A 25,471-nucleotide genomic window follows, 5' to 3' on the forward strand; every position below is an offset into this window, starting at 1 on the left:
GGGGATTTGTAAATGAGCAGAAAAATAGTGATGACACTCGTGTGCATCCTTGTATTGGGTCTATCTGGGTGTGGAGATACACTCACTCTTAATCAATACAATACGAGTGAAATTTGGTATATAGCATATACAGACATTGATACAGTTTGTGAGAGCAATGAATTAACCGCAGATGGCTCCAGCATTTTACATTCTGAGGAAGATTATCTTCTGCTTTCATATGTAGTTGACAGCAATATTGAAATTACAAAAGAGCTAAAGGATGGGGGGGTGGGACCATTTGATCCTGACAAACCCTCAATGGATAGATCGCTTTGGTGATCCCAGCAAGTTAAAACCTGTGGAATATGGCAGTTTGGCAAATAGCATGCAGGAATTTTTAGATGTTCAAATGCCTATATTGACTGCTGATGGAAATGTATTGCCTGATGGAGTGGGACTATATCAATATGATGGAGAGACATTATTGGCATTTCCGGTGCATGTGGCGTTGGGCGCAGCAGAGCCGATAGAAGCAAAAAATCCATTGATTATCCTTGTGGATAAACCGGCACAAAGTCTTAAAGCGAGTAGCTGTATGTTGCCGCTGACTTCAAGCGGAAATGTCCTGTTTGCAGAAGGAGAGAAACTTCAAGAGTCATTTGACGAGAGCAAACTAATTGACTATGGATCGATTGAAGAGTTTCAGATGAATCATTAAAGTGAATCTGAAATGTGGAAAACAGTAGCTTAGTATAACAGAAATAGCTGCCGCACGACGGCAAAAGAAAAAAAGCCGTCGTACAGCAGCTAGAATCCGTGCTTATACTTCAAAAGAAACTCGGTATGGTGCGTTCCGTGGATGTTGCCCGGTACATGGAAGTTTCAAAACCCAGCGTATGTTACGCAGTAGGAACTTTACGAGAGGGCGGTTTTTTGACAACAGACGAAAACCATTATATACACCTGACCGACCTTGGCCGGGATGTGGCCGAAAAAATTTACGAACGCCATTGCTTTTTTACTTATCAACTTATAGCCGTTGGAGTTAATCCACAAACTGCAGAAGTGGATGCTTGTCGCATGGAACATGCAGTCAGTGATGAAAGTTTTCAAAAACTGAAAGAGCATGCGATGAGAGGGATTGCTGCACAAAAAATTGACAATACATTTGATAATTTTCCTGTGAAGAAATAGAAAATGTTGCTTTGCTAAAATAGATTAAATATGAAAGACACAAAATACAAGATATTAGCATATTTTGACAATCAATCATATCGAAAACTATTCAATGAGGTAAACTCAGATTATGCAGAAAATCTACAAATTTTACTGCATAATTTGAGTTTATTTTCTTATGATGTGCTTATAATAGGAGTGATCCTTTATAAAGAGAACATAAGTAATATTATATCTGCTATTAGAAAAATAACGCAGATACCAATTATTATTTTGACGGATGCTTCCTCTTTATTGTGTATGTCATGGAAAAAAGAATTAATATACGCTGGTGCAGATTGTGTAATGGATATAAATAGCACTATAGAAGAAGTAGATCTGCAGATTTTTTCATTGGCACGACGAAATAATAAACAAAAAATAACTCAAAAGCAATCCGAAACGATGATTGATAAGGGAAAACTTGTAATGGATCATAAGAAACATAAAGTATTTTGGAATAATGTAGCGTTACATTTAACACGACAAGAATATAATTTTTTATACTTATTAGCGGTGACACCGATGAGAGTATACACATTTGAACAGATTTACCAGCTCGTATGGAAAGATTATTCTGTTGGTGATATTAAAAATATCATCTGGTGTCTGGTAAAGCGATTGAGAAAAAAGTTGAATGTCGTTGAAGACGGTGCCGGGAATTGCATTGTCAGTGTCAGGGATATAGGTTACAAATTTGAATTGAATAATGAAAACGAACAGCAGTAAGGCGAATAATCCGTAAAAAGATTGTTCGTCTTATTTTATTTGTGCTGGAAAGAAGGTGATAAAAATTGACCGTCAATTGACAGGTTTCTGACCGTTAACTGACAGGTGCATCCGATACACTGTGCCTTTGTAAAGATATGATTACAAAGGAGATCCGTGTTTGCAGGGAAACAGCAGAGATGCCGGACATTCCTGTGGACAGGAAGAACGAGCCAGATCACCGCCACACTCCGATTTGATTTCACAAAAATTCAGATCGGAGGAAAAGATAAGTGGCTTATAACAAAGCAAAAGAAGAATATAGATGGAACCAGTGGAAAGCAGAGGAAGAGAAGATCCTGCGTGAACAGGGCGTGGATGAAGAGACGATCCAGAAGCTTCGGGAGTATGACTGGGACGATTTCAATGCAGAGCGGAGATTCCGGGAACACCAGACCTCGCTTCTGGACTGTATGGAACTGCTCCTGGAAGAAAAAGAAACCAAAGAGTCCCAGCCGGAGAGCGTAGAAGCCCTGCTGGATACCGTGGAGAACGAAGAACTGCTTCAGATCCTGTTATCAACTGATAAGAAAACTCTTCAGATGATTGTCCTGAAGATGATGGGATATGCACCAAAAGAGATCAGTCATCACATGGAACTGCCGGAGCAGACTGTTTATACAAGACTGCGGAGGTTACGGGAGAAAATCAAAAAGTCCATGAAATTTGAATAAAACAAAAGGCTCTCATCGGCTGATTATCAGAACGAATAGACAGGAGGATTGATACGATGGATGAGAAAGAAGTGTCCGAAATGCAGGAAGAAATGATGATGGTACTGGTAGTCGAGCCGATGAAAGCACCCTATGTCAAAAGCATCCCCAATGAGCTGGAAGATCTGCAGCAGGCAGTAGGCGGTGACATTGAGATGACTTATCCGTTTGAGGATGAGGTTGGAATTCTTTTAAACGGCAATGGAAAATTTGAGGGGTTGCCGTTAAATCGGGCATTGTACGATGACCGAGGACAGGTCTATGATGCCATTGCCGGAACATTCCTTGTGGTAGGACTGACAGAAGATGATTTTACTTCGCTGACACCGGAGCAGATTGAAAAGTTTAAAGAAAAATATCAGTCACCGGAAGTTTTCACCCTGTTTAACGGGGAACTTCATGTGATGAAGATGCCACCGCAGGAACAAAAAGAGCAGAAGGAAAGTCGGAAGAAGGATGCACAGCAGAAGAATCCGGCAAAAGGAAAAAAGAAAAACAGATCCGGGGAAGCACGATAAAAAATTTTTCTGTGAAGTGAATAAAAAAATACACTGCCATCGGCTAGTAAGCAGAGGGACATCCCTCGGCTGTTCTTTGGCAAGTGAATATCGGCACTACAGGTACGTTCCCAACCGTAGAAGCGTGACAGTATGAGCGCCATGATTAAGTATAGGGTAAAGATTCTTAGACTTGGAGCGAGAAAGCATAGCTGTGAATAAGGCGGTGGCAGCCTTTCGCCAGGATCACGGACGGGGGATAATGATACACGTTACCAGCCAGAGAGCGGAAGATGGACTCCGGGTTGTAATCAGAAAGACCCCTAGGACATCTGTGAGCGGCGGCAGGCCAGCCGCCCGCCTGTAGTGTCCCCTTTCCCAGAAGAAATACAGGGATAGTTCCGGGGGTGCGAGGTCAAATGCGGAACAGCAAGATAAAAAAGAAATCAATGAAGAAGTGTGTCGTTGATATCAGATACCATGCGGCTGTGGGAGACTACAGCCGTATTCTTGTGGTATTAACGTCACATCAAGGGGAGAGAACAGATGGAAGAAACAAAAAGAAGTGGAATGAGCAAGGATCAATTCTGGAATCTGATTGAAAAAGCAAAGGAAGTGTGCGGCACCGATCTGGATGCTTCGGCAGTGTGGATCAAGCAGCAGCTCTTCTATATGACACCGGAGGATGTCCTCCAATTCCACAATCTTGTTTACAGTTACCGGGATGTGGCTTATAAGTACGGCTTATGGACAGCGGCAGGTATTATGATGGAAGCAGGGTGCAGTGATGACAGTTTTTCCGATTTTCGGATGTGGCTGATCGCCCAGGGAAAAGAAGTTTATCTGAATGCCTTAAAAGATCCGGATTCCCTTTCCGGCGTGACTCCGTATGGGTACTGTAGTTTTGAAGCGTTGGGATACATCTCATCGCAGGTCTACAGTGCCATGAAAGGGAAAAATATCTATCAGGACAGTACGGCAAGAATGCAGATGGAATGTTATGAGCAGGTGATCCGGGATGTTGTGTACCATCCCATGATCGAGTATCCGCTGGAATTACCGGAAGCAATGGTGGTATATCCGAAACTCTGTGAATGCCATTTGTCCGAGCAGGTAAGGAAAGCTCCTCAGAAAGTAAGGACATGGAATGTTTCCCGGACGGATATCCGAAGGATGATGGCAAGAGGGAATGCTGCCATAAAGAAAATGCAGGAACAGGGACAGAATACACCGGAAGCGACCAGACCCGTCCGTAAGGGTACGGTAAGATAAGCTTTCTGGCAAGGAGAAGTAATGTGTTATAAAAATGAATATCAGAAAAGGGCACATGGCGAAGTGGAACAGATCTTTCGGGAGCTTCTCCCGAAAGCCGGGCTTCATGTAAGGGAAGAACAGATCCGTCTCTGCCATGAAATGCTGGATGCCCTTATGAAAAATGAAATCACGCTCTGTGATGCAGGAGTCGGCATCGGAAAGACCTATGCCTATCTGACAGCCTGCATCCTGATGCGGAAATATAGTGTACTGCATTCCGGTTATTCGGGATGTGACAGGCGGTCTGTAGTGGTATCCACTTCCAGTATCGCCTTACAGAAAGCCATCATAGAGGAATATGTTCCTTTCTTATCGGACGTACTGTTAAAAGCAGATCTGCTTCAGGGAGAGTTAAAAGCGGTCGTCCGCAAGGGAAAGGAACATTTTGTATGCGATTACAGGCTGGCCCAGAGATTAGAGGCAGTCCGGGACAAGAATAAAAATCAGGCACAGATGGAGGCATTGAAGTCCCTCCGGCATAACTTTGATTTAGATTCCGTACATAACCTGAGCGGTTTTGACCGCAGGCTGGTGTGCGTACCGAAATTCTGCCCCAGGGAATGTCCGGGGAAAGCAGGATGCCGTTATCAGAAGCATCTGGATATTTCCAGGAAAGAGGATATTTTTTTACAGATTTGCAATCACAATTATCTTCTGGCAGATGCCATGCACCGGGCAAATGGGTACCGTCCGCTTCTGGCAGATTACAGGGCTCTGGTCGTGGATGAGGCCCATAAACTCCCGGAAGCCGCCAGCCAGATGTATGGAAGAAGCATTGGAAGGGAAGATGTGCAGGAGATTGCTTACTTTTTAGTCAGAGAGCATAAAGGCACGGATGGAAAACGGCTGCTGGAAGGGGTTTCCGCTCTTCAGATGGAGATTCGAAAGCACCGGAAAGATGGCATCGAGGACATGGCTGGAAAAGAAAGTTTTTATTTTCCGCCGGGAGCTGGCACAGCCTTAGCCCAGATGCAGGAAAGACTTCAGCTTATGATCAAAAGGCTCGCCGGGAATATTCCTTACTGGACTTTCCGGCGGCTGGAAGAGATGGAAGAGCTGTTCGGCTGGTTTTTAAAGAACGACAAACGGTATATTTTGTTTTTACAGCAGGACAGCCGGGGACATTTAACCTTTATGGCAGTCAACCGGGAGATCCCGAAGTATCTGGACGCCACCTTATGGAGCCGGGGATTTCCGGCAATCTTAACCAGCGGCACCTTAAAAGCCGGGAACGGTTTTGCAAGGACCAGACAGATGACCGGGCTGGAAAAAGAAACAGGTGTCCGGGAGTGTGTGGCAGAATCCCCATTCTGCTACCAGGAGAACTGTCTGCTTTACATCCCGGAGCATTTAAAACCAAGAAAAAAGGGGAGCCGGGAAGAGGCCGAGCAGCTTGCCGGGCAGATCCGTGATCTGGTGTGTTCCACTTACGGGCATACGCTGGTACTGTTCACATCTTATACCCTGATGGGAAATGTGCAGCAGCTTTTGCGGGATCAGATCCCGTTTCCGATGGTGCAGGTATGGAGAAACTCCCAGGAAGAGATCGCCCGGTTTAAGAAGATGGAGAATGCCGTGTTGTTCGCAGCCGGCTCCTGCTGGGAGGGTGTGGACTTTCCGGGTGACATGGTATCGTCCCTGATTATCGTAAAACTACCGTTTTCTGTTCCGGACCCTATCCATGAAGCCCAGAGGGAGCAGTACCGATCGCTAAAATCCTACATCCAGACCATCGTGGTGCCAGATATGCAGAAGAAGTTGCGTCAGGGATTTGGCCGGGCAATTCGCACGGAGCAGGACACCTGCGTTGTGTCTATTTTAGATCACCGTGCCACGAAAAAAGGCAGGTATCGGAGTGATGTTCTGGAAGCACTGCCAAAGTGCCAGATGGCAGAACGGATCGAAGAAGTAGAAGATTTTATCCGAAGCCGGAAAGTGGAGCGTTACTACAGCTGAGAGCATCCGTGGCGTTGTTGGTTCTGCCCAGATCCGGGTAGCAGACAGGACAAAAAGTTTAGTGGTATTTCAGGGGCGGTTTGGAGCGAATTGGTAGTATTGGTGATAGCTTTATCGGCATGAGTTGGGTATACTGTGTATAGCGTTAGAGGAAAGGAAGTGAGCAGAAATGAGAAGATATGAGCTGGAAACAGAAAGAGAAGGCTCCACCGTTTATTTCTTTATCAGAGATGTGGAAACACTGGATATCGTCCTGCTTCCAACCAAATATCTGATGCACAAGATACGGAGGAAATGTTCACCGAATACGGTGCGGCGCTCCGCACTTGCAATCCTGTACTATCTGGAATACATCCATGAAAAGAAAAAGGAATTGACAGACGTATATCAAATGCCTTATGTTGAACAGACAAATCACTTTGTGGAATTTTTATACTGGCTGAAAGCCGGGAAGCATACCAGAGATAAAAATCACAGATCTCCAAACAATGGAACCTGCAACGCATACTTAAGAGATGTGTTCAGGTTCTATCTTTTTATAGAAGAAGAGTACCAGCAGTTCGGGGAGCTGAAAGTCCTGTCCTATAATTATTTTGTAGCCGTGGATGCAGTAGGCGTAAAGAAAAGCATACGATCAAAGAGTTTCAAAGGCTATTTAAAAGAGGAAGAGCATAAGGCGAGAGCAGCAAAGAAAGATGAAATTGTGGAAATCTTGAAAGCGTGTACCAATATAAGAGATCGGCTTCTCATGCTGCTTCTGGCAGAGACAGGCTACCGAATCGGTGAGATCTTAGGAATTGATTACAGTAAGGACATTGATTATCAGAACCACATAATCCGGGTATATTTCCGTGAGGACAATGAAAATGGAGCGAGAGCAAAGAATGCAGAATACCGAAGTGCGAAGATCAGCAAAGATACCTTCGGCTTTTTAAATCTGTATATCGCAGAGTACCGAAAACTACTTCAGCACCAGACAAGCCTGTTTGTGAATATTTCCGGGGATAATATCGGAAAACCAATGAACGTGGAAGCAGTATACTCTATGCTAAAAAGAATGGATAAGAAAACAGGGATTAAGATCACGCCTCATATGCTCCGGCATTACTTTGGAAATGAGCGGAGAAAAGCAGGATGGTCGCTGGAACTGATACAGCTGGCCTATGGACACCGCCACATCCAGACAACCATCAATTATCTGGACATTGTGGATGATGAACTGCTGGATGCCAGCCAGGAATTCTACGAGAAACACTCCTCCCTGTATGGGATTGAGGAATTGCTATAGGAGGTGGTTTTTATGCCTGCGTTTTTACAGTCTTTTATAGAGGCAGAACAAGAACGGAGCAGGCGGATTGAGCAGCTACGAAAAGAAATCCGGGAGTTTGCAAAAGAGGAAGCAGGAAGTTCCATTACAGAACAGATTCTGCTGTTTCTGGCAGATGAGATGGTAGAACATCTTTCGGAAATAGATTATGAACTGCGAATGAAATTTGAATTATATATAACACCGCTGATAAAGCGAAATTACATTTACCGATATACCGGAACGTTCGACCGGATACGGCAGGCGTACATCCGGGAACGGATGAAAACTCCGGCTGGACAGAGGGAATGTGAATGGAAATATAAAAATGAAATACTTTTTGTTCCATACCACTCAGATCCTGTAATCGTAAAGAGTGTGGAAACGGTACGGTGTCGGAGTAACATGGTCTGGAATTTTAAAGCGGCAGCCAGTGAGAAACTGAAACGTCAGATTTTTACCGTGCTGGAATATATTCTGGAGAATTATGAAATTTCCAGACTGAGGGAATATAAACTGACCGGGTTACAGCTTTTTTACGAATTTTGCATCCGGGAGCAGATTACAGATATCCAGCTTCTGGAGCTGGAACAGGAAACAGCATTTCAGGACTACCTGAAGCAGAAAGTCGAGAAAGAGCAACGGCGAAAACGACTGAAGAGCATTGTGGAAACTGCCCGTAAAGTGATTTTTATAGAAACTGATGAAACAAGATGGGATGCTACCATCTGGTATTTAGAGCGGTTTCGTATTGCCAAAGAAAGAATAAACCAGAGTGACAGTATAGAAAAAATATCATTTCAGGAAGTTCTACAGCCCAAGAATCGATTGCTGCTTCAGGAATATATGAAGTACGAAATTGGAATCGGAGAACTGGCGCTCAGTACGGTGTACGAAAGATTCCGAACCATTCGAAATTTTTTGCAGGAGATCAGCGAACTGGAAGTTACCAAGTGTGATGCCAGCCTGATTGATGTATATTTAAAGAATTTGCAGAATGGTGCTATGGGAGCAAAGACATTTAATACCAATGTTTCGGGAATACAGTTTTTTATGAAATTTCTGGAAGTAAAGGGGTATATAAAAAAGGTTCCGTTTTATGCATCGTATTACTTGGAAAAACAGATCCCAGTCCACCATGACAGAAGTGTGGAAGAGGATGTGTATATGGAAATTATCCAAAACCTCTCACAGTTTCCTGAACACCTGAGAATGATGTTTTTACATCTCTGGTGTGTGGGACTCCGGATCAGTGAGGTCTGCACCTTAAAAGGGGATGCGTATTATATCCAGAATGGTGACTGCTGGATGAAGGTCTACCAGGTGAAAATGAAAAATTATAAAAGGGTTCCCATTCCGGTAACATTGTATCGTCTGATGCAGGTTTATCTGAAAAAACACCCTACCGAAAAAGAAGCATACATTTTTCGGAATCGGAAAGGTGGAGCATTTTCCAAAAGCACCTTCATGGGGCAGATGAAAAAATACTGCTCCCAGATAGGCATACAGAATGGAGAATATATTTTTAAGTCTCATGATTACCGACATACCGTAGCAACCAATTTTTATGAGCATGGCGTATCAATCCAAAGCATCCGGGACTATCTGGGACATATGTTTGAGGAAATGACCATGCAGTATATAGATTATATGCCAAGAAAAATTGCTAAAGAAAATGACGCATACTTTGAGGAAGAGGAAAACAGCCTGCTTGCCTGTATGCAGAAAGGAGAGAAGCATGGATAATAAACTGAAATTCCAACAACTGGAATGTTATAAGCTGGCTACCGATGAGCAAAAGGAAAAGCTGAATAAGGAACAATATTTTGATCTGGATAAACTGCCGGGAAACCAGCTTCAGACAGAATTTGTCGAATACATTTACTACCGTGGAACGCAGGTATCCATCCTGACCATAAAAAGGGAAAGGCATTATTTTAACAGCTTATGTGAATTTTTTCAGAAGTCATCCCATCAGGAAAACAGCCTGCTTGACAGAGAAAAAGACTTCTGGATAAAGCAGTTGAAAATGTGGATGATACAAAACGGTAGGGCTTTGACGAAGCATAAAGTGACGAACATTCAGACTGAATCGGTGGAAAAAGCTGCCCTGATCCGGTATTTTGAAAGCCTTCTGGAATTTACACTGGACCGATCAGAAACCAATGAGCTGGCAAAGGATATCTGGCATCTGGAAAGGCTTCCGCTTATCCTGCGGACAAATCCGATTGTCAACCATAAGACACTAAATTTCAGAGGAATCCGGCAACCAGATATTCGGGAAGAAGTAAAAAAAGCAATTTACCATCATCTGAAAACCGAAGCCCTTGGCAGTATAAAACGTGAACTGTCCGCCATGAATAAATTTTCAAAGTATTTGGATGAAAAGCATTCCAAGATCAGCACCTGCGAAGAGATTGACCGGGAGATCATAGAACAATTTTTAATCAACATCAAGGTAGAATCAAACGGAGGGAATGGCATCCGGGATGACCTGCTAAAGCTTCGAAATGTGCTGGAAACAATCGGAAAAATTTATGATTTTCCACATCTTACAAAACTGTTTTTAAAATCTGATTTTCCGCCAGAACGGAAAGCAGAATTCAAATCTTATTCGGACAGTGAGCTGAAAAGACTGAATGCCCAGATTGTAAAAATGGAAGAGCAGATAGCAAGGGCAATGATCATCCACCAGATGCTTGGAACCAGAATTTCCGACACGCTGACCTTGCGGAAAGACTGCCTTTATAAACATGACCGTCAGGATATGATTATCATATACCAGCCGAAAACAAGAAGATATGAAAAACCGATCAGCCGGGAGCTGGCACAGCTGATTGGAAAGGCAGTCAGTTATGCAAATGAGCATTATCCTGAAAGCATTTATATCTTTGCGGACGAGAACAAACCGGAGAGACCAATCAGTTACCAAACCTTGCAGGATAAAGTGCTTCGAATGATCTATGAAAAAGATATCCGAGATGACAGCGGGAAATTATTCGGATTTGGAACGCATATGTTCCGGCACTGTTATGGGGTAAAGCTGACAGAACTCCATGTGGATGATTGGACCATAGCAAAGCTCCTGGGTCATAAAGGAGTGAAAAGCGTCCAGTACTACCGGAAAATGAGCAATCAGCGACTGGCAGATGAGACAAGGGAAGTAAGAAATCTTATGTCACAGATTATCTTAGCAAATCTGGACGGATGGGGAGAAGAATATGAGCAAATACGACAAGATTCTGGAATTGAATAAAAGAAAGAGCGAAGAAAAAGTGGAACGGGCAGTCCTGACAATACGGACAATGGTGTTGGAGAGAGAAAAGGTGTCCGTACCAGCACTGATGCAAAAGACTGGTTTATCTAGAGGATTCTTTTACAAGAATCCGATTGTAAGAGGTGAGATTGATGCAGCAATGGAACAGCAGGCTGGTATGGTGGATCCAAGGAGAAACATTATCAGTCAGGCGATGGAAGCGGAAATGAATCTGCTCCGGCAACAGCTACAGAAACTGAAAAGCGAAAATGAGAATCTAATAAAGGAAAACCAGAAGTTAAAAAAAGCACTATCCAAGAAAGAGTTGAATCTTATCAAACAGATTTAAGCTATATCATAATGCAAAGTAGGTCTGCCAGAATACAGCAGATCTGTTTTGCATTGTGATATAGAAACAGATTATGCTTAAAAGGCATTAAGCAACCCATAATAATGGGTATTGGACATAGAAAGCAATATGGGAGTATGATGATACCGATAAGAAATAGAGTGTACCTGAAATGCAAACTGTCACAGAAAAATTATGAACTTTATGTAAAAAGTTGCAAAATCTATTGACCTAGAGCTTACTTCAGGTTGTACCATAAAATAAAAAGAGCAAGGAGGAATTTTTTATGGATATCGAACAGATGAAAAAAGACTTAGGTGGAGGTAACGTATTTCCAATCGGTGAAGAAAACGTAGCATTCGCAAAGTATTTTACAGGTGAATGCTATTTGAATATGCTTACAACAGAGAGAGTACCAGTTGGTCTGGTTACTTTCGCTCCGGGAACAATCAATGCATACCACATCCATCATAAAGGTGGACAGATCCTTCTGGTTACTGGTGGAAGAGGATGGTACCAGGAAGAAGGAAAACCAGCTCGTGAATTGAAAGCTGGAGATGTAGTAAATATTTCACCAGAAGTAAAACACTGGCACGGGGCAGCGAAAGACAGCTGGTTCCAGCATCTGGCTGTTGAAGTTCCAGCAGAGGGAGCTTCCAACGAATGGCTGGAGTTTTTACCGGAAGAAGAGTATAACAAATTACCATAAATAAGAAAGATGGAGGTTTGATATCATGGCAAAGATCACACAGATAGCAGGAAGAAATGCTCTGGGAACATTTGCACCAGATTTTGCACATTTTAACGATGACATTCTTTTCGGAGAGAACTGGAATAACGAAGATATTGATTTAAAAACAAGAAGTATCATCACAGTTGTAGCACTGATGGCACAGGGAATCACAGATTCCTCTTTGAAATTCCATTTACAGAATGCAAAGGATCATGGGGTAACACAGAAAGAGATCGCAGCAATCATCACTCACGTAGCATTCTATGCAGGCTGGCCAAAAGGCTGGGCAGTCTTTAATCTTGCAAAAGAGGTTTGGAATGAGGACGAAGCAGAGAAATAACCTGGCAGAAACTGCTCGTCATGAAAGGGTCGCACAAAACACAGACGTGTATGCCGTTAAAGCCCGTAACTATAAGGGATTGCGGAGGGGTAGTCCAGTTTTATGCCGTAACAATTGGCATATCCATCACGCAACAAAGGGCGGTGGACAGCTTCTGATCTGCACAGCCGGAGAGGGCTGGTATCAGGAAGAAGGAAAAGAGGCAGTCAGTCTTGCACCGGGAACTGTAATTACGATTCCGGCAGAGGTAAAGCACTGGCATGGTGCAAAGAAGGATAGCTGGTTTTCCCATATCGCAGTAGAAGTACCGGGGGAGAATTGCAGTAATGAATGGTGCGAACCGATTACAGATGAAGAATATAATAAGTTAGCATAGGAAAGGTGGATCTATCATGGCAGTAAAGCAGACAGCAGGAAGAACACAGCTTGGAGAATTTGCTCCAAAGTTTGCAGAATTAAATGATGATGTATTATTTGGTGAGGTATGGAGCAGAGAAGATAAACTGTCCCTCAGAGACAGATCTCTTGTAACCGTAGTTGCATTGATGGCGCAGGGACTTACAGACGAATCTTTTCGTTATCACCTGATGAGTGCAAAGGCAAATGGAATCACGCAGGAAGAAATTGCTGAGATCGTTACACATGCAGCATTTTACTGTGGATGGCCAAAGGCATGGGCAGTATTCCGTATGGCAAAAGAAGTCTGGGCAGAAGATAAGTAGGAGACGGCATGGAAAAGTTAGTATTAATACATGTAGATGACATCGAATATCACAAGATACAGAATATTGCGAGCCGGATGAAGATCACTGTAGACCGGATACCGGAAGAAATAGTGACAGCGAATTATAAGTTGGGCGAGCTTGTAAATGGAGTCTATAAAAACACCGCAGATACGATAGATGGAACTGGTCGGGAACAGGAAAATGTGACAGGACATTCTTCAGAGACAGGGGCGGTGAACGCACAGGCAAAGAGCCGTGCAGACAGCTTAATTCTGGTATGCAATCTGAAAGAAAAACGGCTGGATAAGATGTTGTTTGAGCTTCGTCATGCTGAGGTGAAGGTTATGTATAAAGCCATTCTGACACCAAGCAATCAGAACTGGACAGTTCCGATGCTGATGCAGGAGCTTTGCAGAGAAAGATTTGCAATGATGAGAAAGTAAAAAAGAATCGTACAGGGATGAATTTGATTCTCCTGTACGATTATTTTTTATAATACGATTTTAATGTTTGCAGATAAAGTTTCATGCGTCGTTTATGCTTTTGGCTGCTGCTGGGTGATACAGTGGATGTTACCGCCGCCGTAAGCAATTTCTTCGGTACGGACACCGACAACCTTACGTTCCGGGAACATGGACTGCACCTGACGGATTGCAAGAGCGTCATTTTCGTCACCGTACTGTGGCAGGATGATGCCGCCATTTACGATCAGGAAATTCAGATAAGAGGCGATCGCAAGGTCACCGGTTTTTCTTGGAGCGCTTCCGGGAACTGCATCGACTGTTTCCATGCCCTTCAGATAAACCGGAGCTTGGGTTGTACAGAGCTTATGGACGATCAGCTTCCTGCCTTTGGCATCTACAGCATTTGACAGGGTGTGGTAAGCGGCCTGTGCTTCTTTATAGAATGGGTCAGTCGGATCATCCGTATAGATGCAGGCAACTTCACCGGGACGGACGAAGCAGGCGACATCATCGATATGTCCATTTGTCTCGTCGGGATCGATGCCGTCCTTGATCCAGATGATCGTATCGACATTCAGATAATCTTTTAATTTCTGCTCGATCTGAGCTTTTGTGAGATGAGGATTTCTTCCCTTTGACAGCAGGCACATCTCGGTGGTGATCAGTGTACCTTCTCCATCGACATGAAAAGAGCCGCCCTCTAATACGAAATCATCGGTTCGGTAAGAATCAATCTGTTCCAGTTCGCAGATCTTGGATGCGATCTGATCATCCTTATCCCATGGAAAATACAATCCGTCGACCAGTCCGCCCCAGGCATTGAAGGACCAGTCACAGGCGCGGATTTCGCCTTTATCATTTATCAGAAAAGATGGTCCCATATCTCTGCACCATGCATCGTTGCTGCTCATTTCAATGATCCGTACGCCGGCAGGCAGCATGGCTTTTGCATGTTCATATTGTGCGGCAGATACGCACATTGTAACAGGTTCGAATTCTGAGATTGCAGCAGCTACATTTGCAAATGTTTTTTGTGCCGGTTTCGCACCGGCTCTCCAGTTGTCGGTTCGTTCCGGCCAGATCATAAAGATCTGCTTTTGTTCTTCAAATTCTCCCGGCATACGGAAACCGTCAGCCTTTGGGGTCGAGTTTGTAATAAGTTTCGCCATTCCTGTATCCTCCTTGTATCGTAAATAAAATATCCATAGCGTGTTTGAAAAATCATCTCTTGCAGGCAGGAGATTTTTCAGTCTTATATTTGATAAAACAAAAAACGGAGCAACTCATTTTCTGAATTGCTCCGTTGCATGTGTCTGTATTTATTTCTTATTACGATAGCACAGAGATTATTGAAAATCAATATGGAATTGGATCTTACAGATCATTTACCCGTCCCATGAACAGGATCATTCCGGTATCCTGATCTTCAATGACATAGACAAATGGCTGGTCAACGATGAAGTTATAGGTTTCTTCCGGTGGCATCATAGCAGTTTCCTTTATTATGATATCCGTCTCCGCGGCAGCCTTTGTTCCGTTTTCATCAACGATCACTTTTGCTTTGTGAGAAACGGAAGATACCGCGATGCCATCTGCGATCTTTGAGAAATCAGCAAAAGCATATGCAGACCGGATTCCAAGTCTGTTCAGGATATCATCCAGACCGTTGATACTCTGTTCATCTGTGAATTTTGGAAGTTGAATGGTCTCTATCTCAGGAGAATCAGCATTATCCAGAGAGTCGATAAGTGCCTGTTTCTCATCACTGCTTAAAGCATCGAACAGGTTGGTGATCGTATCGCCTTCTTTAGATGGAAGGAATACTTTCATTACAACAGAATCACCATCGTAAGGAAGTACGATTCCTTTTATCGATCCGTTATCCGCATAAGAGAATCGTTCATCGTACAGATGCATCATTGGTACGGTAGAATCTCCGCTGGTTCCGTGGAAAGTATCATCGTATGTGTTATCCTCTGTAAATGGTGTCTGCCATTTTCCTTCAAAGTAAACTGCATTAATGAGCATCATAACAGTATTTGTCGGAAGTTCATTCATGATGGATGGGATCATCTGATTTGTATGTTCATTTACCCAGTTGTTTACATCCTTCACAACCTGATCGGCATGATCCGTAAAATCGGCTTCATATATCTCACCATGGTAATAGGTCTTGGCCGGAAGCAGAAAATCATCTGAGATATTAGACGCCCAGTCTTTTCCGGTGGTCATCCAGATGGAATTTGCAGTATTTACATATGTCTGCTTGGACCAGTCTTTGTTCAGATAGCTTTGCATTTCTGTATTCCAGGTTGAAAGATCTTTGATGCCAAGTGTTGATTCCAGTTCCGTTTTCGTTTCGCCCCCGGCACCCTGATCGAGCATGGACAGTGCGCTGGAAATACTGTAAGGGGAATAAAAACAGTTGCTGTCTTTTGGAAGTGCATCATACAGGTCAAATGCAAAATTGTTGACACCGTTTTTAAGTTCCTCATAGGAATCGACGGGCGCCGGTTTTGCTCCGACTGCGATGTCACTTCCGAGTTCCTTTGATGCTAAAAGTTTTTGTTTGGTGACGCTGCCGCCATTATTATCTGCGTTTCCGCATCCTGCAAGACTTGTGCACAGACATGCACCAAGTAATAAGCTGATTATCTGTTTATTCATAAAAAATCCTCCATTTCTTTCGTGGTTAGATATGAATAATACTAACATATATCAGTGAATAAGAATATTCAAAAATATATATAGTCTTATCAATGTCCGGTTTATTTGCTTCTTTAATTTACATACGAAAGAAAATGGAGGATTTATGGAATTATTTTAAAAATTTTTATTCTTCGGTCACGGAATAGGTGGCAGCTTCATCTGATAAGGATTCCGCATCTACACCGAGATCTTTTTCCGCATTTACAAACCATGCCGGAGTATCGGAAGATACATTCATGTTGTTGAAGATATAAGTACCATCTGCATCAAACAGATATTCGGCATAGCCATAATCATCGGCAGTTCCGCCTATGACGATCACATGTGTGATATGATCGGCATCCGTGTAATCATATCGGAAGTAGGTATCTGTACTGCATTTGTCTGTGATATCGGTCTGCTGTCCGTTCAGGGTGAAATACAGTCTTCCGGCTTTCGCGGTGACATAGGTTTGATCGGTTGATTCGATACGGAAAGACATGGTAGCGTCTTCTGCATCGCATTCGACCTTCGTACCATTTGCAGTAGAGAATACCTTATGCACCCAGGTGCTTCCGGTTGCTGCCAGACAGATGCCATTTGACAGACAGAAGATGGCTGCCAGTCCGGCAACTGCGTAGGAAAGTCTGCGTGTGATCGTGTGGATCCGCAGCTTCTTTGAGCGTTCCGGGGTGATGTTGATGACTGCATCTGAGTGGATCATGTCAAATGTTTTCTTATAGCGTTCTTTATTCTGATTGTTCATAGTCCCAAGCCTCCTTTAGGGTGTCGCGAAGCACGGTACGTCCGCGGTTTAACCGGACCTTTACGTTGCTTTCGCTGATCTTTAGAATGTCTGCAATTTCCTTAATGGAATAGTCTTCATAATAAAACAGATGGATCACTGTCCGGTATTTTTCCGGCAGCTTCATGACTGTTTCAAATAATTCCTGGCTTTCAGTATCAGAAAAATTCAGTTGTTCCATATAATCTTCCAATGATGTCCGGTTCCTGTGCCAGAAGGTGCGAAGCATATTTTTTGACTGATTGATCGTAACCCGGATCAGCCATGCCCGGATATGCATTTCATCGTTAAAATCCACGGCACCTGAATGATAGCGTAGAAATGTTTCCTGAACAACATCTTCGGCATCCTCCCGGTTCTGACAAATGGAAAATGCAATGCGGAACAGATTGTCCTGATACATTTGTATAACAGTTTGTGTTGGTAATCGCATAGTCACATCCTCTTTTCTTGTGTTAAAAGGCCTTTCAATAATAACACAATTCATCCGGTTTAAAGGTTACAAAAATACAAAATTATACTTGCATAAAATTTGTATTGTTTTATCATTTGATAGTGTAGGTATGAAATGACAGAAAGAGAGAAAAGATAAAATGGTAAAATGTTTGTTAGTTGGCGTTGGAGGCGGCATAGGTGCAATTCTTCGATATTTGATTGGTTTAATACCGGTGGGAGCACAAAACAACTTTCCGATAAAAACATTATTGATTAATGTAATAGGAGCATTTGTTATTGGCTTAATTTCTGTGTTGGCAGAAAAGTATCAGGTATCACCACTTCTGGTTTTGACATTAAAGACGGGAGTGTGCGGTGGATTTACGACGTTTTCTACATTTGCACTGGAAACAGATCAATTAATACAGAGCGGGAATTACGGATTTACGATACTTTATATAGGATTAAGTGTGATATTAAGTGTTGCTGCGGTATTTGCTGCACAAATACTTATGAAGTAACGATGAAACGATGAAGATTTATGGGAATAGAGGGCTGACGATATGGATAAGAGAGAGCAATATATAGATAAACAGATTATAGAGCAAATAATGGAACTGCGAAAGCAGCTCCACCGGATCCCGGAGCATTCCATGCAGGAAGTAAAGACAAAACAGTTGCTGATGGATTTCTTAAAATCGCATACAGCATTAGAGATCGTAGATTGTGGGGCATGGTTTTATGCGGTGAAAAGAGCATATGATCGGGTAACCACAGAAAATGATAAAACATTCCATGTGAGTGAAGTGGCTGTGGAAATACCAGAGCAAATGACGGAATATAAGCCACCGATTGCATTCCGGGCAGATATGGATGCGGTATGTGGCAAAGATGGAAAGCCGGGACATTTCTGTGGACATGATGGACACAGCAGTGTGCTATGTGGACTTGGCTTGTATCTGGACAGCAGAAAAGATCCGTTGGCACAGGATGTATATCTGATCTTCCAGCCGGCAGAGGAGATTGGAAAGGGTGCAGAGCTTTGCAGAAGCCTGATCAAAGAAAAGCATATCGGAGAAATCTATGGCTTTCATAATATACCGGGGAAGCCGCTTGGAACGGTACTTGTGAAGGATGGAACATTTGCATGTGCTTCAACGGGCTTAGAGATCCACATGACAGGAACGCCGAGCCATGCAGCATATCCGGAAGCTGGCAGAAATCCTGGATATGCACTTGCCGGACTTCTGCTTCAGATTGAAGAACTGACAAAGCAGTTTAATGAGACGAAGGGATTTGTCCGCATGACTTTGATTGGGATGAAACTTGGAAGTGAGAACTACGGTGTAGCGGCATCGGACGGGTATCTGAGACTTACCGTTCGAAGCGGAGGTGAACAGGTATTTCGTGAGTATCTGGCAGAGATCCGTAAGCTGGCAGAGGTTATGGCACAGAAGGAAGCTCTGGAACTTTCGATAAAGGAGATTGAACGGTTTCCATCTACGGATAATCATGCGGAACAGGTGCAGAAGATCCGGGCGTGTGCGGCTTCTCACCAGATTCCATATATAGAGCTGCCTGAGCCGATGCGCTGGTCGGAGGACTTTGGCTGGTACTTGCAGGAGACAAAGGGCGCATTTTTCGGCATTGGTGATGGAGAGGATTATGTCCAGCTTCACACGGAACATTTTGAATTTCCCGATTCCATACTTGAAACCGCAGTTACTATGTTTGCCGGGTTGTGTGTTGACATAAAAGAGGGGGAATGTTAATATAATATCAAAAGATGCTACCGATAGACGGTTAGCCTTGATAATGTTTTGGTCACAAAAAGGACCGCTCACAGTTTACCGGGCTGGGCGGTTTTTTTGTGCCTATTTATTGCTCTTAGAACCAACGGTATAACCAAGAGCAAAGCAAGTAATGCATAAGCTGATAATGGCTATAAAAAGCTCCGTTGTAAGCATAAGCACCGACCTCCTCAACAGATTTCCATAAATGGATTTCTATGTAAACACAGGCTATAACTCCTGTGGAGAAGACTGACCGCCTACCGAATAGGGTAGCACCGTGATTATTATATCAAACAAATGTTCTGCATGCAACTTTAAATAATTATAAATGCTCACTTGTCAGATAACATAAAGCTGGTATATAATGAAAAAAGAGCAGAGAGGTTCGACGATGTGCGAATTCTCTGTTTTTTTACTTTATAGGAAAGTACGCCCTATTCATAAGTCTATTGTTGATGATTGAGGGATGGGAAATAAGTCTTTAATAATAATTTAAGCCCAATGTGGCTAAAAGGAGAACATAATGAACAGACCAATGAGAAGACAAAAACGTGAAGTTACAGATCCGGTGAAGATCGAGCAGATCATAAAGAAAGCAGGCGTGGTTCATCTTGGGATGGTGGATGAGGGAAAGGCATACATCGTTCCATTGCATTATGGATATATTTATAAGGATGGAGGACTTACGTTATATATGCATGGCGCAACGGAAGGACGCAAATATGACGTGATCGCAGCTAATCCAAATGTATTTATCGAGATTGATACAGATATGGTACTGACCGGTGGTGGTGAAGTTCCATGTGAATATGGTGCATATTATGCTTGCGTGATGGGTGAAGGAACTGCCAGTATTCTGACCGATGTTGATGAGAAGGTTATGGGACTGGAGCTTCTTATGAAGAACCAGACAGGGAGAGATTTTATCATTACAGAGTCAATGACAAAATCAGTAAATGTGATCAAAGTTGTTATTCCCGAATTATCGGTAAAAATGAATCAAAAAAAATGAAAAGAACATTAAGAAAAAGTAATAGTTTACCACATATAAATTGTGCTATCATGGGTAAGAATAAATAGCCGGTTTGAGAAAAAAGCAAGGAATTGGAAAATAGTTGGCAGTAGTTGAATGATGTAAGAGACAGAGATTAGGGAATTCAGGAGAATCCAAAATGGAAGCGAATCGTATCGAAGAAAAAATATATAAATATGGTGCGGATATCCTGGCATCAGAGGGTATGCAGAAAGAAAAAACATTTGTGCAACATGGTTCAATAACCTGTTACGATCATTCCCTGCGGGTGGCGGAGAAAAGTCTGGAGCTTGCAGAGAAATGTTCCGCATATATTGATGAACGGTCGCTGGTGCGTGGAGCACTGCTTCATGATTATTTCTTGTATGACTGGCATGAGAAGGATGGCGGACATCGGCTGCATGGTTTTTTTCATGCAGAACGAGCCTTGCATAATGCCAGACGGGATTTCAATTTGAACTTCATTGAGCGGGATATCATCCGAAAGCATATGTTCCCACTCAACATAACACCTCCAAAGTTCCGGGAGAGCTGGATCGTAACATGGGCGGATAAGTTGTGTGCCGCCGAAGAAACCACCAGAGCCCTTCGCCTTGCCTTTACAAAAACTGCCCGTGGCTGATCATAATACAGCATGCTATATATAGCTATAAAATAACATTGCGCTCGATAAAAAAAGAACAATATCATACACATTTTTATAAGCTGTTTGCAGCCCGATAAATGTATGATGTTGTCTTTTTTTTATTACGTTTTTTGATAGAAATTATTGATTTATGTAAGTACATCCTATAAAATAAAAAAGGTTTTGTAAAAAACGAAGATTTATCACAATAAAAATAGAATCGAATATAACGATATAGGGAAGCGTGAGACAGGCGGTTTTATCTGATTTCTATATGTAGACAGAGCGTATTTCATCTATATTTTTCTGTAACAGACCTCTTTTTACGCCGGTCCTTAGCGATCTGCGATTAGCAGAGAGCTTAGTACCGTTGCGTAAAAATAGAACGCAAGTGTTTTGTGGAAGAAAGAATATAGAGGGAATTCGCTCGTCCGTATTGGAAATAAAACCGCCGTCCGTAGGCGTTATATCGGTTCAGGAGTTTTAGAAAAGCGAGGAAAAGGCAATGGGCGGATTTTTTGGCGTAGCATCAAAGCAGGATTGTGTATTTGATTTGTTCTTTGGTATCGACTACCATTCACATCTGGGAACAAGACGAGGCGGAATGGCAGTATATGGAGAAGACGGATTTAATCGTGCGATCCACAATATTGAGAATGCACCATTTCGTACAAAATTTGACAAAGATGTTCAGGAAATGAGTGGTCATATGGGAATCGGATGTATCTCTGATTACGAACCGCAGCCATTGATCGTACGTTCTCATCATGGCACTTATGCACTTACAACAGTCAGTAAGATTAATAACACAGGTGAACTTACAAAGAAGCTGTTCGAGAATGGACATTCCCACTTCTTAGAAATGAGCGGCGGCGATATCAATGCAACGGAGCTGATCGCAGCACTGATCAATCAGAAGGAAAATCTGATCGAAGGAATTCAGTTTGCGCTTGATTCTATCGATGGTTCTGTATCCATTCTGTTGATGAATCAGGCGGGAATCTATGCAGCCCGTGACAAATACGGCAGAACTCCGGTTGTCATCGGTAAGAAAGAAGATGCCTATTGTATAACCTTTGAGAATTTTGCATATAAAAATCTTGGATATAAGGACTATAAGGAACTTGGACCGGGAGAGATCGCTGTCGTGACAGACAAGAACTGTATCACGTTGGTCAATCCGAATAAAGAAATGAAGATCTGTACCTTCCTCTGGGTATATTATGGTTATCCATCCAGTTCCTATGAGGGCACAAGTGTAGAGCAGATGCGGTATAATTGTGGTAAGGCGATGGCGAAGCGTGATAATGTAAAGCCGGATATCGTAGCCGGGGTACCGGATTCCGGTATTGCTCATGCAATCGGCTACGCAAATGAATCAGGAATCCCATTTTCCAGACCATTTATCAAATATACACCGACCTGGCCACGTTCCTTCATGCCAACGATCCAGAGTAAGAGAAATCTGATCGCAAAGATGAAGCTGTTAGCAGTGGATGAGCTGATCCGTGATAAGAGCCTTCTGCTGATCGATGATTCGATCGTACGTGGAACCCAGCTTCGTGAAACAACTGAATTCTTATATGAGAGTGGTGCGAAGGAAGTACATATCCGTCCGGCCTGCCCTCCGTTATTATACGGATGTAAATATCTGAATTTCTCCCGTTCATCATCAGAAATGGATCTGATCACCCGTCGTGTGATCGATCGTCTGGAGAATGGAAATGTAACCGATGAGGTATTACAGGAGTATGCAGATCCGGAATCTGAGAAATACGAAACAATGGTTGAGGAGATCCGTAAGGAACTGAACTTTACATCATTGCGTTTCAATCGCTTGGACGATATGCTGGAATCCGTTGGAATCGATAAGTGCAAGCTGTGTACTTATTGTTGGGATGGTAAAGAATAGGGAAAAATCATTCAGAAAAAGTCAAAAAAATTTAAAATCGCTCTTGACAACAAAAAAACAGAGTGCTAAATTAGCAGTTAACAAAGAGCAAATGCAACGAACAGAATACGATCATTAAAAAAGGAGTATTTCAGAGAGCCGTCGGGTGGTGTGAGACGGTGTATGTTTTAGTGATTATCCTCTGCGAGCAGTGCACTGAATTCCAGATATGGACATTAGGTGTCACCGGTTTTCTACCGTTACAAAGAAACTTATTTCTACAGTGTGAGCTTATGAGATGAGGTTGAGTGGTCATTTTTTTGAATGGCAAATAAAGTGGTAACGCGGAAGTTTAATGGCTTTCGTCTTTATGAAATTACATGAAGACGAAAGCTTTTTTTAATTTATAGGAAAGGTCGTCCTATAAAAGATATGTTTTTGTATAAACTCTTTGTGAACATACTATAATCAAGTATCTGCCACATGGCGGAAGGAAGGAGAATGATATGAATAGTTTGGTAATTATTCTTATCGCAGTAGTAGTTTTAGGAGCTGGCTATCTGGGTTACGGAAGATGGCTTGCTAAGAAATGGGGCATAGATGCAAATGCAAAGACCCCGGCCGTTGCAAATGAAGATGGAAAGGATTATGTACCATCATCAAAGCTTACAGTATTTGCACATCAGTTTTCATCCATCGCAGGTGCGGGACCTGTACAGGGACCAATCATTGCGGCAATGTTTGGATGGGTACCGGTTTTACTCTGGCTGCTTGTCGGAGGCGTATTCTTCGGTGCAGTGCAGGATTTCGGTTCTCTGTATGCATCCGTTAAAAATGAGGGTAAGTCCATCGGACTTGTTATTGAGAAGTACATAGGCAAGGCAGGAAGAAGATTCTTCTCGCTGTTCTGCTGGCTCTTTACACTTCTTGTTATTGCAGCCTTTACATCTATGGTTTCATCAACATTTAACGGATTTACAACAGGTGCTGACGGAGCAGTAACAAAGAACTTTAACGGCGCAGCAGCCGCTACAGTATCTATGTTATTCATTGTTGTCGCTATGGTGCTCGGTGTTGTTATGAAGACCTGCAAGAATATGAAGGAGTGGGTGAAAGCAATCGTAGCTATCGCCCTCATCGTTGCAATGTTTGCAGTAGGTATGAAGCTTCCTTGGTACTTAAACGGTGACCAGTGGAACTACGTTATCATGGCATATCTGTTCCTTGCATCCGTACTTCCTATGTGGTTACTTATGCAGCCAAGAGATTACATGACAACATTCATGCTTGTTGGTATGTTGGTTGGAGCATTTGTCGGTGTTCTGGTTGGACATCCGAATATGGGACTGAACGCTTTCAATGGTTTCACAATTGTATCGTCAACAGGTGCTAAGAGTTATCTGTTCCCAACACTGTTTGTAACGATCGCCTGTGGTGCGGTTTCCGGTTTCCACAGCCTTGTTTCATCAGGAACATCATCGAAGACGATCAGAAATGAAAAAGATATGTTATTTGTAGGTTATGGCGCAATGATCCTTGAGACACTCCTCGGTGTTATCTCATTGATCGTAGTTGGTGCAGTAGCAGTTGGAGGAAAAGCACCGGAAGGACTTACACCATTCCAGATCTTCTCACAGGGTATCGCAGGTTTCCTTGAGAAGTTCGGACTTCCAAATTCAGTAGCGAATGTATTCATGACCATGTGTGTATCAGCACTTGCTCTTACATCACTTGATTCAGTCGCACGTATCGGACGCATGTCATTCCAGGAGCTGTTCATGGGAGATACTACAGATCCATCCCAGATGCCTGTATGGCAGAAGATTCTTACAAATAAGTATTTAGCTACAGTTATAACATTGTTCTTTGGTTACCTTCTCTGCAAGGGTGGATATTCAAATGTATGGCCACTCTTCGGATCAGCAAACCAGATGCTTGCAGCACTTGTACTGATCGGTGTAGCAGTATTCCTCAAGGCAACAAGCAGAAAGCATGCAATGCTTTATCCACCAATGCTTATAATGCTTGCTGTAACATTTACAGCTATCGTTCTCAACGTAATCGGAAATATCCAGAAGTTCCAGGCCGGAACCGGTACATTCCTTGTTGAAGGACTTCAGCTCATTGTTGCAGTATTCCTTATCGTACTTGGTATCATTGTAGCAATTACATGTATCAGAAAACTTGTTCTTATGAAGAATGAGAAGACTGCTGAAAAGGAAGCATAAAATAATATTCAAATAAAAAAACAATAAACGTAAAATAAATAATAATTCTAAATCGTAAAAAATAATATTCATTAAAAACTGTGGCGTGGAAGATATACAGATATCCTCCCACCACAGTTTTTGCGTTATAGAGAGGTATATAATACAAACAATATAATCAGGAAATTCTTTATATGATATTGGATAATTATTTTTTAAAAGTAAGAGCTGTCCTTAAAATACTATGGAATTGACAATCTTTATCAAAACGCGTATGTTTAATTAAATGTTAGTTTATAACTGGATAAAATCAGTTCAAGATAAAAGCAAATAAATCGTCTATTTAAGCAGATAGAGTTTATAATAAAACATGGCA

At 42.5% G+C, this 25,471-nt stretch carries 26 protein-coding genes, 1 pseudogene and 1 other annotated feature; of the genes and pseudogenes, 23 read left to right on the top strand and 4 right to left on the bottom strand.

Going from position 1 to position 25,471, the window contains the following annotated elements:
• The first annotated feature begins 12 nt into the window (after positions 1 to 12).
• From LK416_00380 to LK416_00460, 17 genes and pseudogenes are all read left to right on the top strand, one after another.
• The gene (locus LK416_00380; GenBank protein ID UEA74668.1) at positions 13 to 321 is read left to right on the top strand and encodes a hypothetical protein; all 309 of its coding nucleotides are present in this window, start codon (positions 13 to 15) and stop codon (positions 319 to 321) included.
• Positions 281 to 700 carry a hypothetical protein gene (locus LK416_00385; GenBank protein ID UEA74669.1) on the top strand — a complete coding sequence of 140 codons (420 nt, stop codon included), beginning with the start codon at positions 281 to 283 and terminating at the stop codon, positions 698 to 700. Before LK416_00380 ends, LK416_00385 begins: the two co-directional genes overlap by 41 nt.
• 47 nt (positions 701 to 747) lie before the next feature.
• Positions 748 to 1,176 carry a metal-dependent transcriptional regulator gene (locus LK416_00390; GenBank protein ID UEA75933.1) on the top strand — a complete coding sequence of 143 codons (429 nt, stop codon included), beginning with the start codon at positions 748 to 750 and terminating at the stop codon, positions 1,174 to 1,176.
• A gap of 30 nt (positions 1,177 to 1,206) precedes the next feature.
• Entirely contained in the window at positions 1,207 to 1,926 is a 720-nt protein-coding gene (locus tag LK416_00395) for a winged helix-turn-helix domain-containing protein (GenBank protein UEA74670.1), read from the top strand.
• A gap of 272 nt (positions 1,927 to 2,198) precedes the next feature.
• Positions 2,199 to 2,639, top strand: coding sequence for a sigma-70 family RNA polymerase sigma factor (locus LK416_00400; GenBank protein UEA74671.1), 441 nt, complete (start codon positions 2,199 to 2,201; stop codon positions 2,637 to 2,639).
• 56 nt (positions 2,640 to 2,695) lie between these two features.
• The gene (locus LK416_00405; GenBank protein ID UEA74672.1) at positions 2,696 to 3,196 is read left to right on the top strand and encodes a DUF3846 domain-containing protein; all 501 of its coding nucleotides are present in this window, start codon (positions 2,696 to 2,698) and stop codon (positions 3,194 to 3,196) included.
• 525 nt (positions 3,197 to 3,721) lie between these two features.
• Positions 3,722 to 4,447 carry a DUF4240 domain-containing protein gene (locus LK416_00410; protein ID UEA74673.1) on the top strand — a complete coding sequence of 242 codons (726 nt, stop codon included), beginning with the start codon at positions 3,722 to 3,724 and terminating at the stop codon, positions 4,445 to 4,447.
• Positions 4,448 to 4,468: 21 nt separating this feature from the next.
• Positions 4,469 to 6,445 (top strand): ATP-dependent DNA helicase, encoded by a 1,977-nt coding sequence (locus LK416_00415; protein UEA74674.1) that lies wholly within the window; start codon positions 4,469 to 4,471, stop codon positions 6,443 to 6,445.
• A gap of 169 nt (positions 6,446 to 6,614) precedes the next feature.
• Positions 6,615 to 7,733, top strand: a complete 1,119-nt coding sequence (locus LK416_00420; protein ID UEA74675.1) for a tyrosine-type recombinase/integrase — start codon at positions 6,615 to 6,617, stop codon at positions 7,731 to 7,733.
• A gap of 12 nt (positions 7,734 to 7,745) precedes the next feature.
• Entirely contained in the window at positions 7,746 to 9,497 is a 1,752-nt protein-coding gene (locus LK416_00425) for a site-specific integrase (GenBank protein ID UEA74676.1), read from the top strand.
• Positions 9,490 to 11,007 carry a site-specific integrase gene (locus LK416_00430; GenBank protein ID UEA74677.1) on the top strand — a complete coding sequence of 506 codons (1,518 nt, stop codon included), beginning with the start codon at positions 9,490 to 9,492 and terminating at the stop codon, positions 11,005 to 11,007. Before LK416_00425 ends, LK416_00430 begins: the two co-directional genes overlap by 8 nt.
• Positions 10,973 to 11,356, top strand: coding sequence for a DUF6262 family protein (locus LK416_00435; protein UEA74678.1), 384 nt, complete (start codon positions 10,973 to 10,975; stop codon positions 11,354 to 11,356). The genes LK416_00430 and LK416_00435 overlap by 35 nt, the downstream gene beginning before the upstream one ends.
• Positions 11,357 to 11,642: 286 nt before the next feature.
• A complete protein-coding gene (locus LK416_00440; GenBank protein UEA74679.1) occupies positions 11,643 to 12,065 on the top strand; it encodes a cupin domain-containing protein in 423 nt (140 codons plus the stop codon).
• 25 nt (positions 12,066 to 12,090) lie between these two features.
• Entirely contained in the window at positions 12,091 to 12,429 is a 339-nt protein-coding gene (locus LK416_00445) for a carboxymuconolactone decarboxylase family protein (GenBank protein ID UEA74680.1), read from the top strand.
• Complete coding sequence (locus LK416_00450) at positions 12,407 to 12,805, top strand: cupin domain-containing protein (protein ID UEA74681.1); 399 nt, start codon at positions 12,407 to 12,409, stop codon at positions 12,803 to 12,805. Before LK416_00445 ends, LK416_00450 begins: the two co-directional genes overlap by 23 nt.
• Positions 12,806 to 12,821: 16 nt before the next feature.
• A pseudogene (locus LK416_00455) lies at positions 12,822 to 13,145 on the top strand (carboxymuconolactone decarboxylase family protein).
• A 14-nt stretch (positions 13,146 to 13,159) separates the two neighbouring features.
• The gene (locus LK416_00460) at positions 13,160 to 13,597 is read left to right on the top strand and encodes a DUF3783 domain-containing protein (protein UEA74682.1); all 438 of its coding nucleotides are present in this window, start codon (positions 13,160 to 13,162) and stop codon (positions 13,595 to 13,597) included.
• A gap of 92 nt (positions 13,598 to 13,689) precedes the next feature.
• Here the strand turns inward: LK416_00460 and aguA are convergent, their stop codons facing one another.
• The 4 genes from aguA to LK416_00480 form a co-directional block, all read right to left on the bottom strand.
• Positions 13,690 to 14,787 (bottom strand): agmatine deiminase, encoded by a 1,098-nt coding sequence (gene aguA / locus LK416_00465; GenBank protein UEA74683.1) that lies wholly within the window; start codon positions 14,785 to 14,787, stop codon positions 13,690 to 13,692.
• 205 nt (positions 14,788 to 14,992) lie between these two features.
• On the bottom strand, positions 14,993 to 16,285 hold the full coding sequence (locus LK416_00470; protein UEA74684.1) for a serpin family protein: 1,293 nt from the start codon (positions 16,283 to 16,285) through the stop codon (positions 14,993 to 14,995).
• 166 nt (positions 16,286 to 16,451) lie between these two features.
• Positions 16,452 to 17,072 (bottom strand): hypothetical protein, encoded by a 621-nt coding sequence (locus LK416_00475; protein UEA74685.1) that lies wholly within the window; start codon positions 17,070 to 17,072, stop codon positions 16,452 to 16,454.
• Positions 17,056 to 17,544 carry a sigma-70 family RNA polymerase sigma factor gene (locus tag LK416_00480; protein ID UEA74686.1) on the bottom strand — a complete coding sequence of 163 codons (489 nt, stop codon included), beginning with the start codon at positions 17,542 to 17,544 and terminating at the stop codon, positions 17,056 to 17,058. Before LK416_00480 ends, LK416_00475 begins: the two co-directional genes overlap by 17 nt.
• 160 nt (positions 17,545 to 17,704) lie before the next feature.
• Here LK416_00480 and crcB point away from each other — a divergent pair, with 160 nt between their 5' ends.
• The 6 genes from crcB to LK416_00510 all read left to right on the top strand — a co-directional run bounded on the left by crcB (position 17,705) and on the right by LK416_00510 (position 25,116).
• A complete protein-coding gene (gene crcB, locus LK416_00485) occupies positions 17,705 to 18,067 on the top strand; it encodes a fluoride efflux transporter CrcB (GenBank protein ID UEA74687.1) in 363 nt (120 codons plus the stop codon).
• Positions 18,068 to 18,109: 42 nt separating this feature from the next.
• Positions 18,110 to 19,318, top strand: coding sequence for an amidohydrolase (locus LK416_00490; protein ID UEA74688.1), 1,209 nt, complete (start codon positions 18,110 to 18,112; stop codon positions 19,316 to 19,318).
• 544 nt (positions 19,319 to 19,862) lie between these two features.
• Positions 19,863 to 20,351 (top strand): pyridoxamine 5'-phosphate oxidase family protein, encoded by a 489-nt coding sequence (locus tag LK416_00495; protein UEA74689.1) that lies wholly within the window; start codon positions 19,863 to 19,865, stop codon positions 20,349 to 20,351.
• A gap of 160 nt (positions 20,352 to 20,511) precedes the next feature.
• Positions 20,512 to 20,994, top strand: a complete 483-nt coding sequence (locus LK416_00500; protein ID UEA74690.1) for an HD domain-containing protein — start codon at positions 20,512 to 20,514, stop codon at positions 20,992 to 20,994.
• A 508-nt stretch (positions 20,995 to 21,502) separates the two neighbouring features.
• On the top strand, positions 21,503 to 22,909 hold the full coding sequence (locus LK416_00505) for an amidophosphoribosyltransferase (GenBank protein UEA74691.1): 1,407 nt from the start codon (positions 21,503 to 21,505) through the stop codon (positions 22,907 to 22,909).
• A gap of 87 nt (positions 22,910 to 22,996) precedes the next feature.
• Positions 22,997 to 23,261 (top strand) — a binding site (T-box leader).
• Positions 23,262 to 23,394: 133 nt separating this feature from the next.
• Positions 23,395 to 25,116: a carbon starvation protein A gene (locus LK416_00510; protein ID UEA74692.1), complete on the top strand. Its 1,722-nt coding sequence runs from the start codon at positions 23,395 to 23,397 to the stop codon at positions 25,114 to 25,116.
• The last annotated feature ends 355 nt before the right edge of the window (positions 25,117 to 25,471 follow it).

The organism is Lachnospiraceae bacterium GAM79 (assembly GCA_020735665.1).
GTDB lineage: Bacteria > Bacillota > Clostridia > Lachnospirales > Lachnospiraceae > Coprococcus.

Bases quoted from the DNA above. Each gene is read 5' to 3' on its own strand.
- LK416_00380 (UEA74668.1), top strand. From the start codon at position 13: ATGAGCAGAAAAATAGTGATGACACTCGTGTGCATCCTTGTATTGGGT.
- LK416_00395 (UEA74670.1), top strand. From the start codon at position 1,207: ATGAAAGACACAAAATACAAGATATTAGCATATTTTGACAATCAATCA.
- LK416_00405 (UEA74672.1), top strand. From the start codon at position 2,696: ATGGATGAGAAAGAAGTGTCCGAAATGCAGGAAGAAATGATGATGGTA.
- LK416_00410 (UEA74673.1), top strand. From the start codon at position 3,722: ATGGAAGAAACAAAAAGAAGTGGAATGAGCAAGGATCAATTCTGGAAT.
- LK416_00415 (UEA74674.1), top strand. From the start codon at position 4,469: ATGTGTTATAAAAATGAATATCAGAAAAGGGCACATGGCGAAGTGGAA.
- LK416_00420 (UEA74675.1), top strand. From the start codon at position 6,615: ATGAGAAGATATGAGCTGGAAACAGAAAGAGAAGGCTCCACCGTTTAT.
- LK416_00425 (UEA74676.1), top strand. From the start codon at position 7,746: ATGCCTGCGTTTTTACAGTCTTTTATAGAGGCAGAACAAGAACGGAGC.
- LK416_00430 (UEA74677.1), top strand. From the start codon at position 9,490: ATGGATAATAAACTGAAATTCCAACAACTGGAATGTTATAAGCTGGCT.
- LK416_00435 (UEA74678.1), top strand. From the start codon at position 10,973: ATGAGCAAATACGACAAGATTCTGGAATTGAATAAAAGAAAGAGCGAA.
- LK416_00440 (UEA74679.1), top strand. From the start codon at position 11,643: ATGGATATCGAACAGATGAAAAAAGACTTAGGTGGAGGTAACGTATTT.
- LK416_00445 (UEA74680.1), top strand. From the start codon at position 12,091: ATGGCAAAGATCACACAGATAGCAGGAAGAAATGCTCTGGGAACATTT.
- LK416_00450 (UEA74681.1), top strand. From the start codon at position 12,407: ATGAGGACGAAGCAGAGAAATAACCTGGCAGAAACTGCTCGTCATGAA.
- LK416_00460 (UEA74682.1), top strand. From the start codon at position 13,160: ATGGAAAAGTTAGTATTAATACATGTAGATGACATCGAATATCACAAG.
- aguA (UEA74683.1), bottom strand. From the start codon at position 14,787: ATGGCGAAACTTATTACAAACTCGACCCCAAAGGCTGACGGTTTCCGT.
- LK416_00470 (UEA74684.1), bottom strand. From the start codon at position 16,285: ATGAATAAACAGATAATCAGCTTATTACTTGGTGCATGTCTGTGCACA.
- LK416_00475 (UEA74685.1), bottom strand. From the start codon at position 17,072: ATGAACAATCAGAATAAAGAACGCTATAAGAAAACATTTGACATGATC.
- LK416_00480 (UEA74686.1), bottom strand. From the start codon at position 17,544: ATGCGATTACCAACACAAACTGTTATACAAATGTATCAGGACAATCTG.
- crcB (UEA74687.1), top strand. From the start codon at position 17,705: ATGGTAAAATGTTTGTTAGTTGGCGTTGGAGGCGGCATAGGTGCAATT.
- LK416_00490 (UEA74688.1), top strand. From the start codon at position 18,110: ATGGATAAGAGAGAGCAATATATAGATAAACAGATTATAGAGCAAATA.
- LK416_00495 (UEA74689.1), top strand. From the start codon at position 19,863: ATGAACAGACCAATGAGAAGACAAAAACGTGAAGTTACAGATCCGGTG.
- LK416_00500 (UEA74690.1), top strand. From the start codon at position 20,512: ATGGAAGCGAATCGTATCGAAGAAAAAATATATAAATATGGTGCGGAT.
- LK416_00505 (UEA74691.1), top strand. From the start codon at position 21,503: ATGGGCGGATTTTTTGGCGTAGCATCAAAGCAGGATTGTGTATTTGAT.
- LK416_00510 (UEA74692.1), top strand. From the start codon at position 23,395: ATGAATAGTTTGGTAATTATTCTTATCGCAGTAGTAGTTTTAGGAGCT.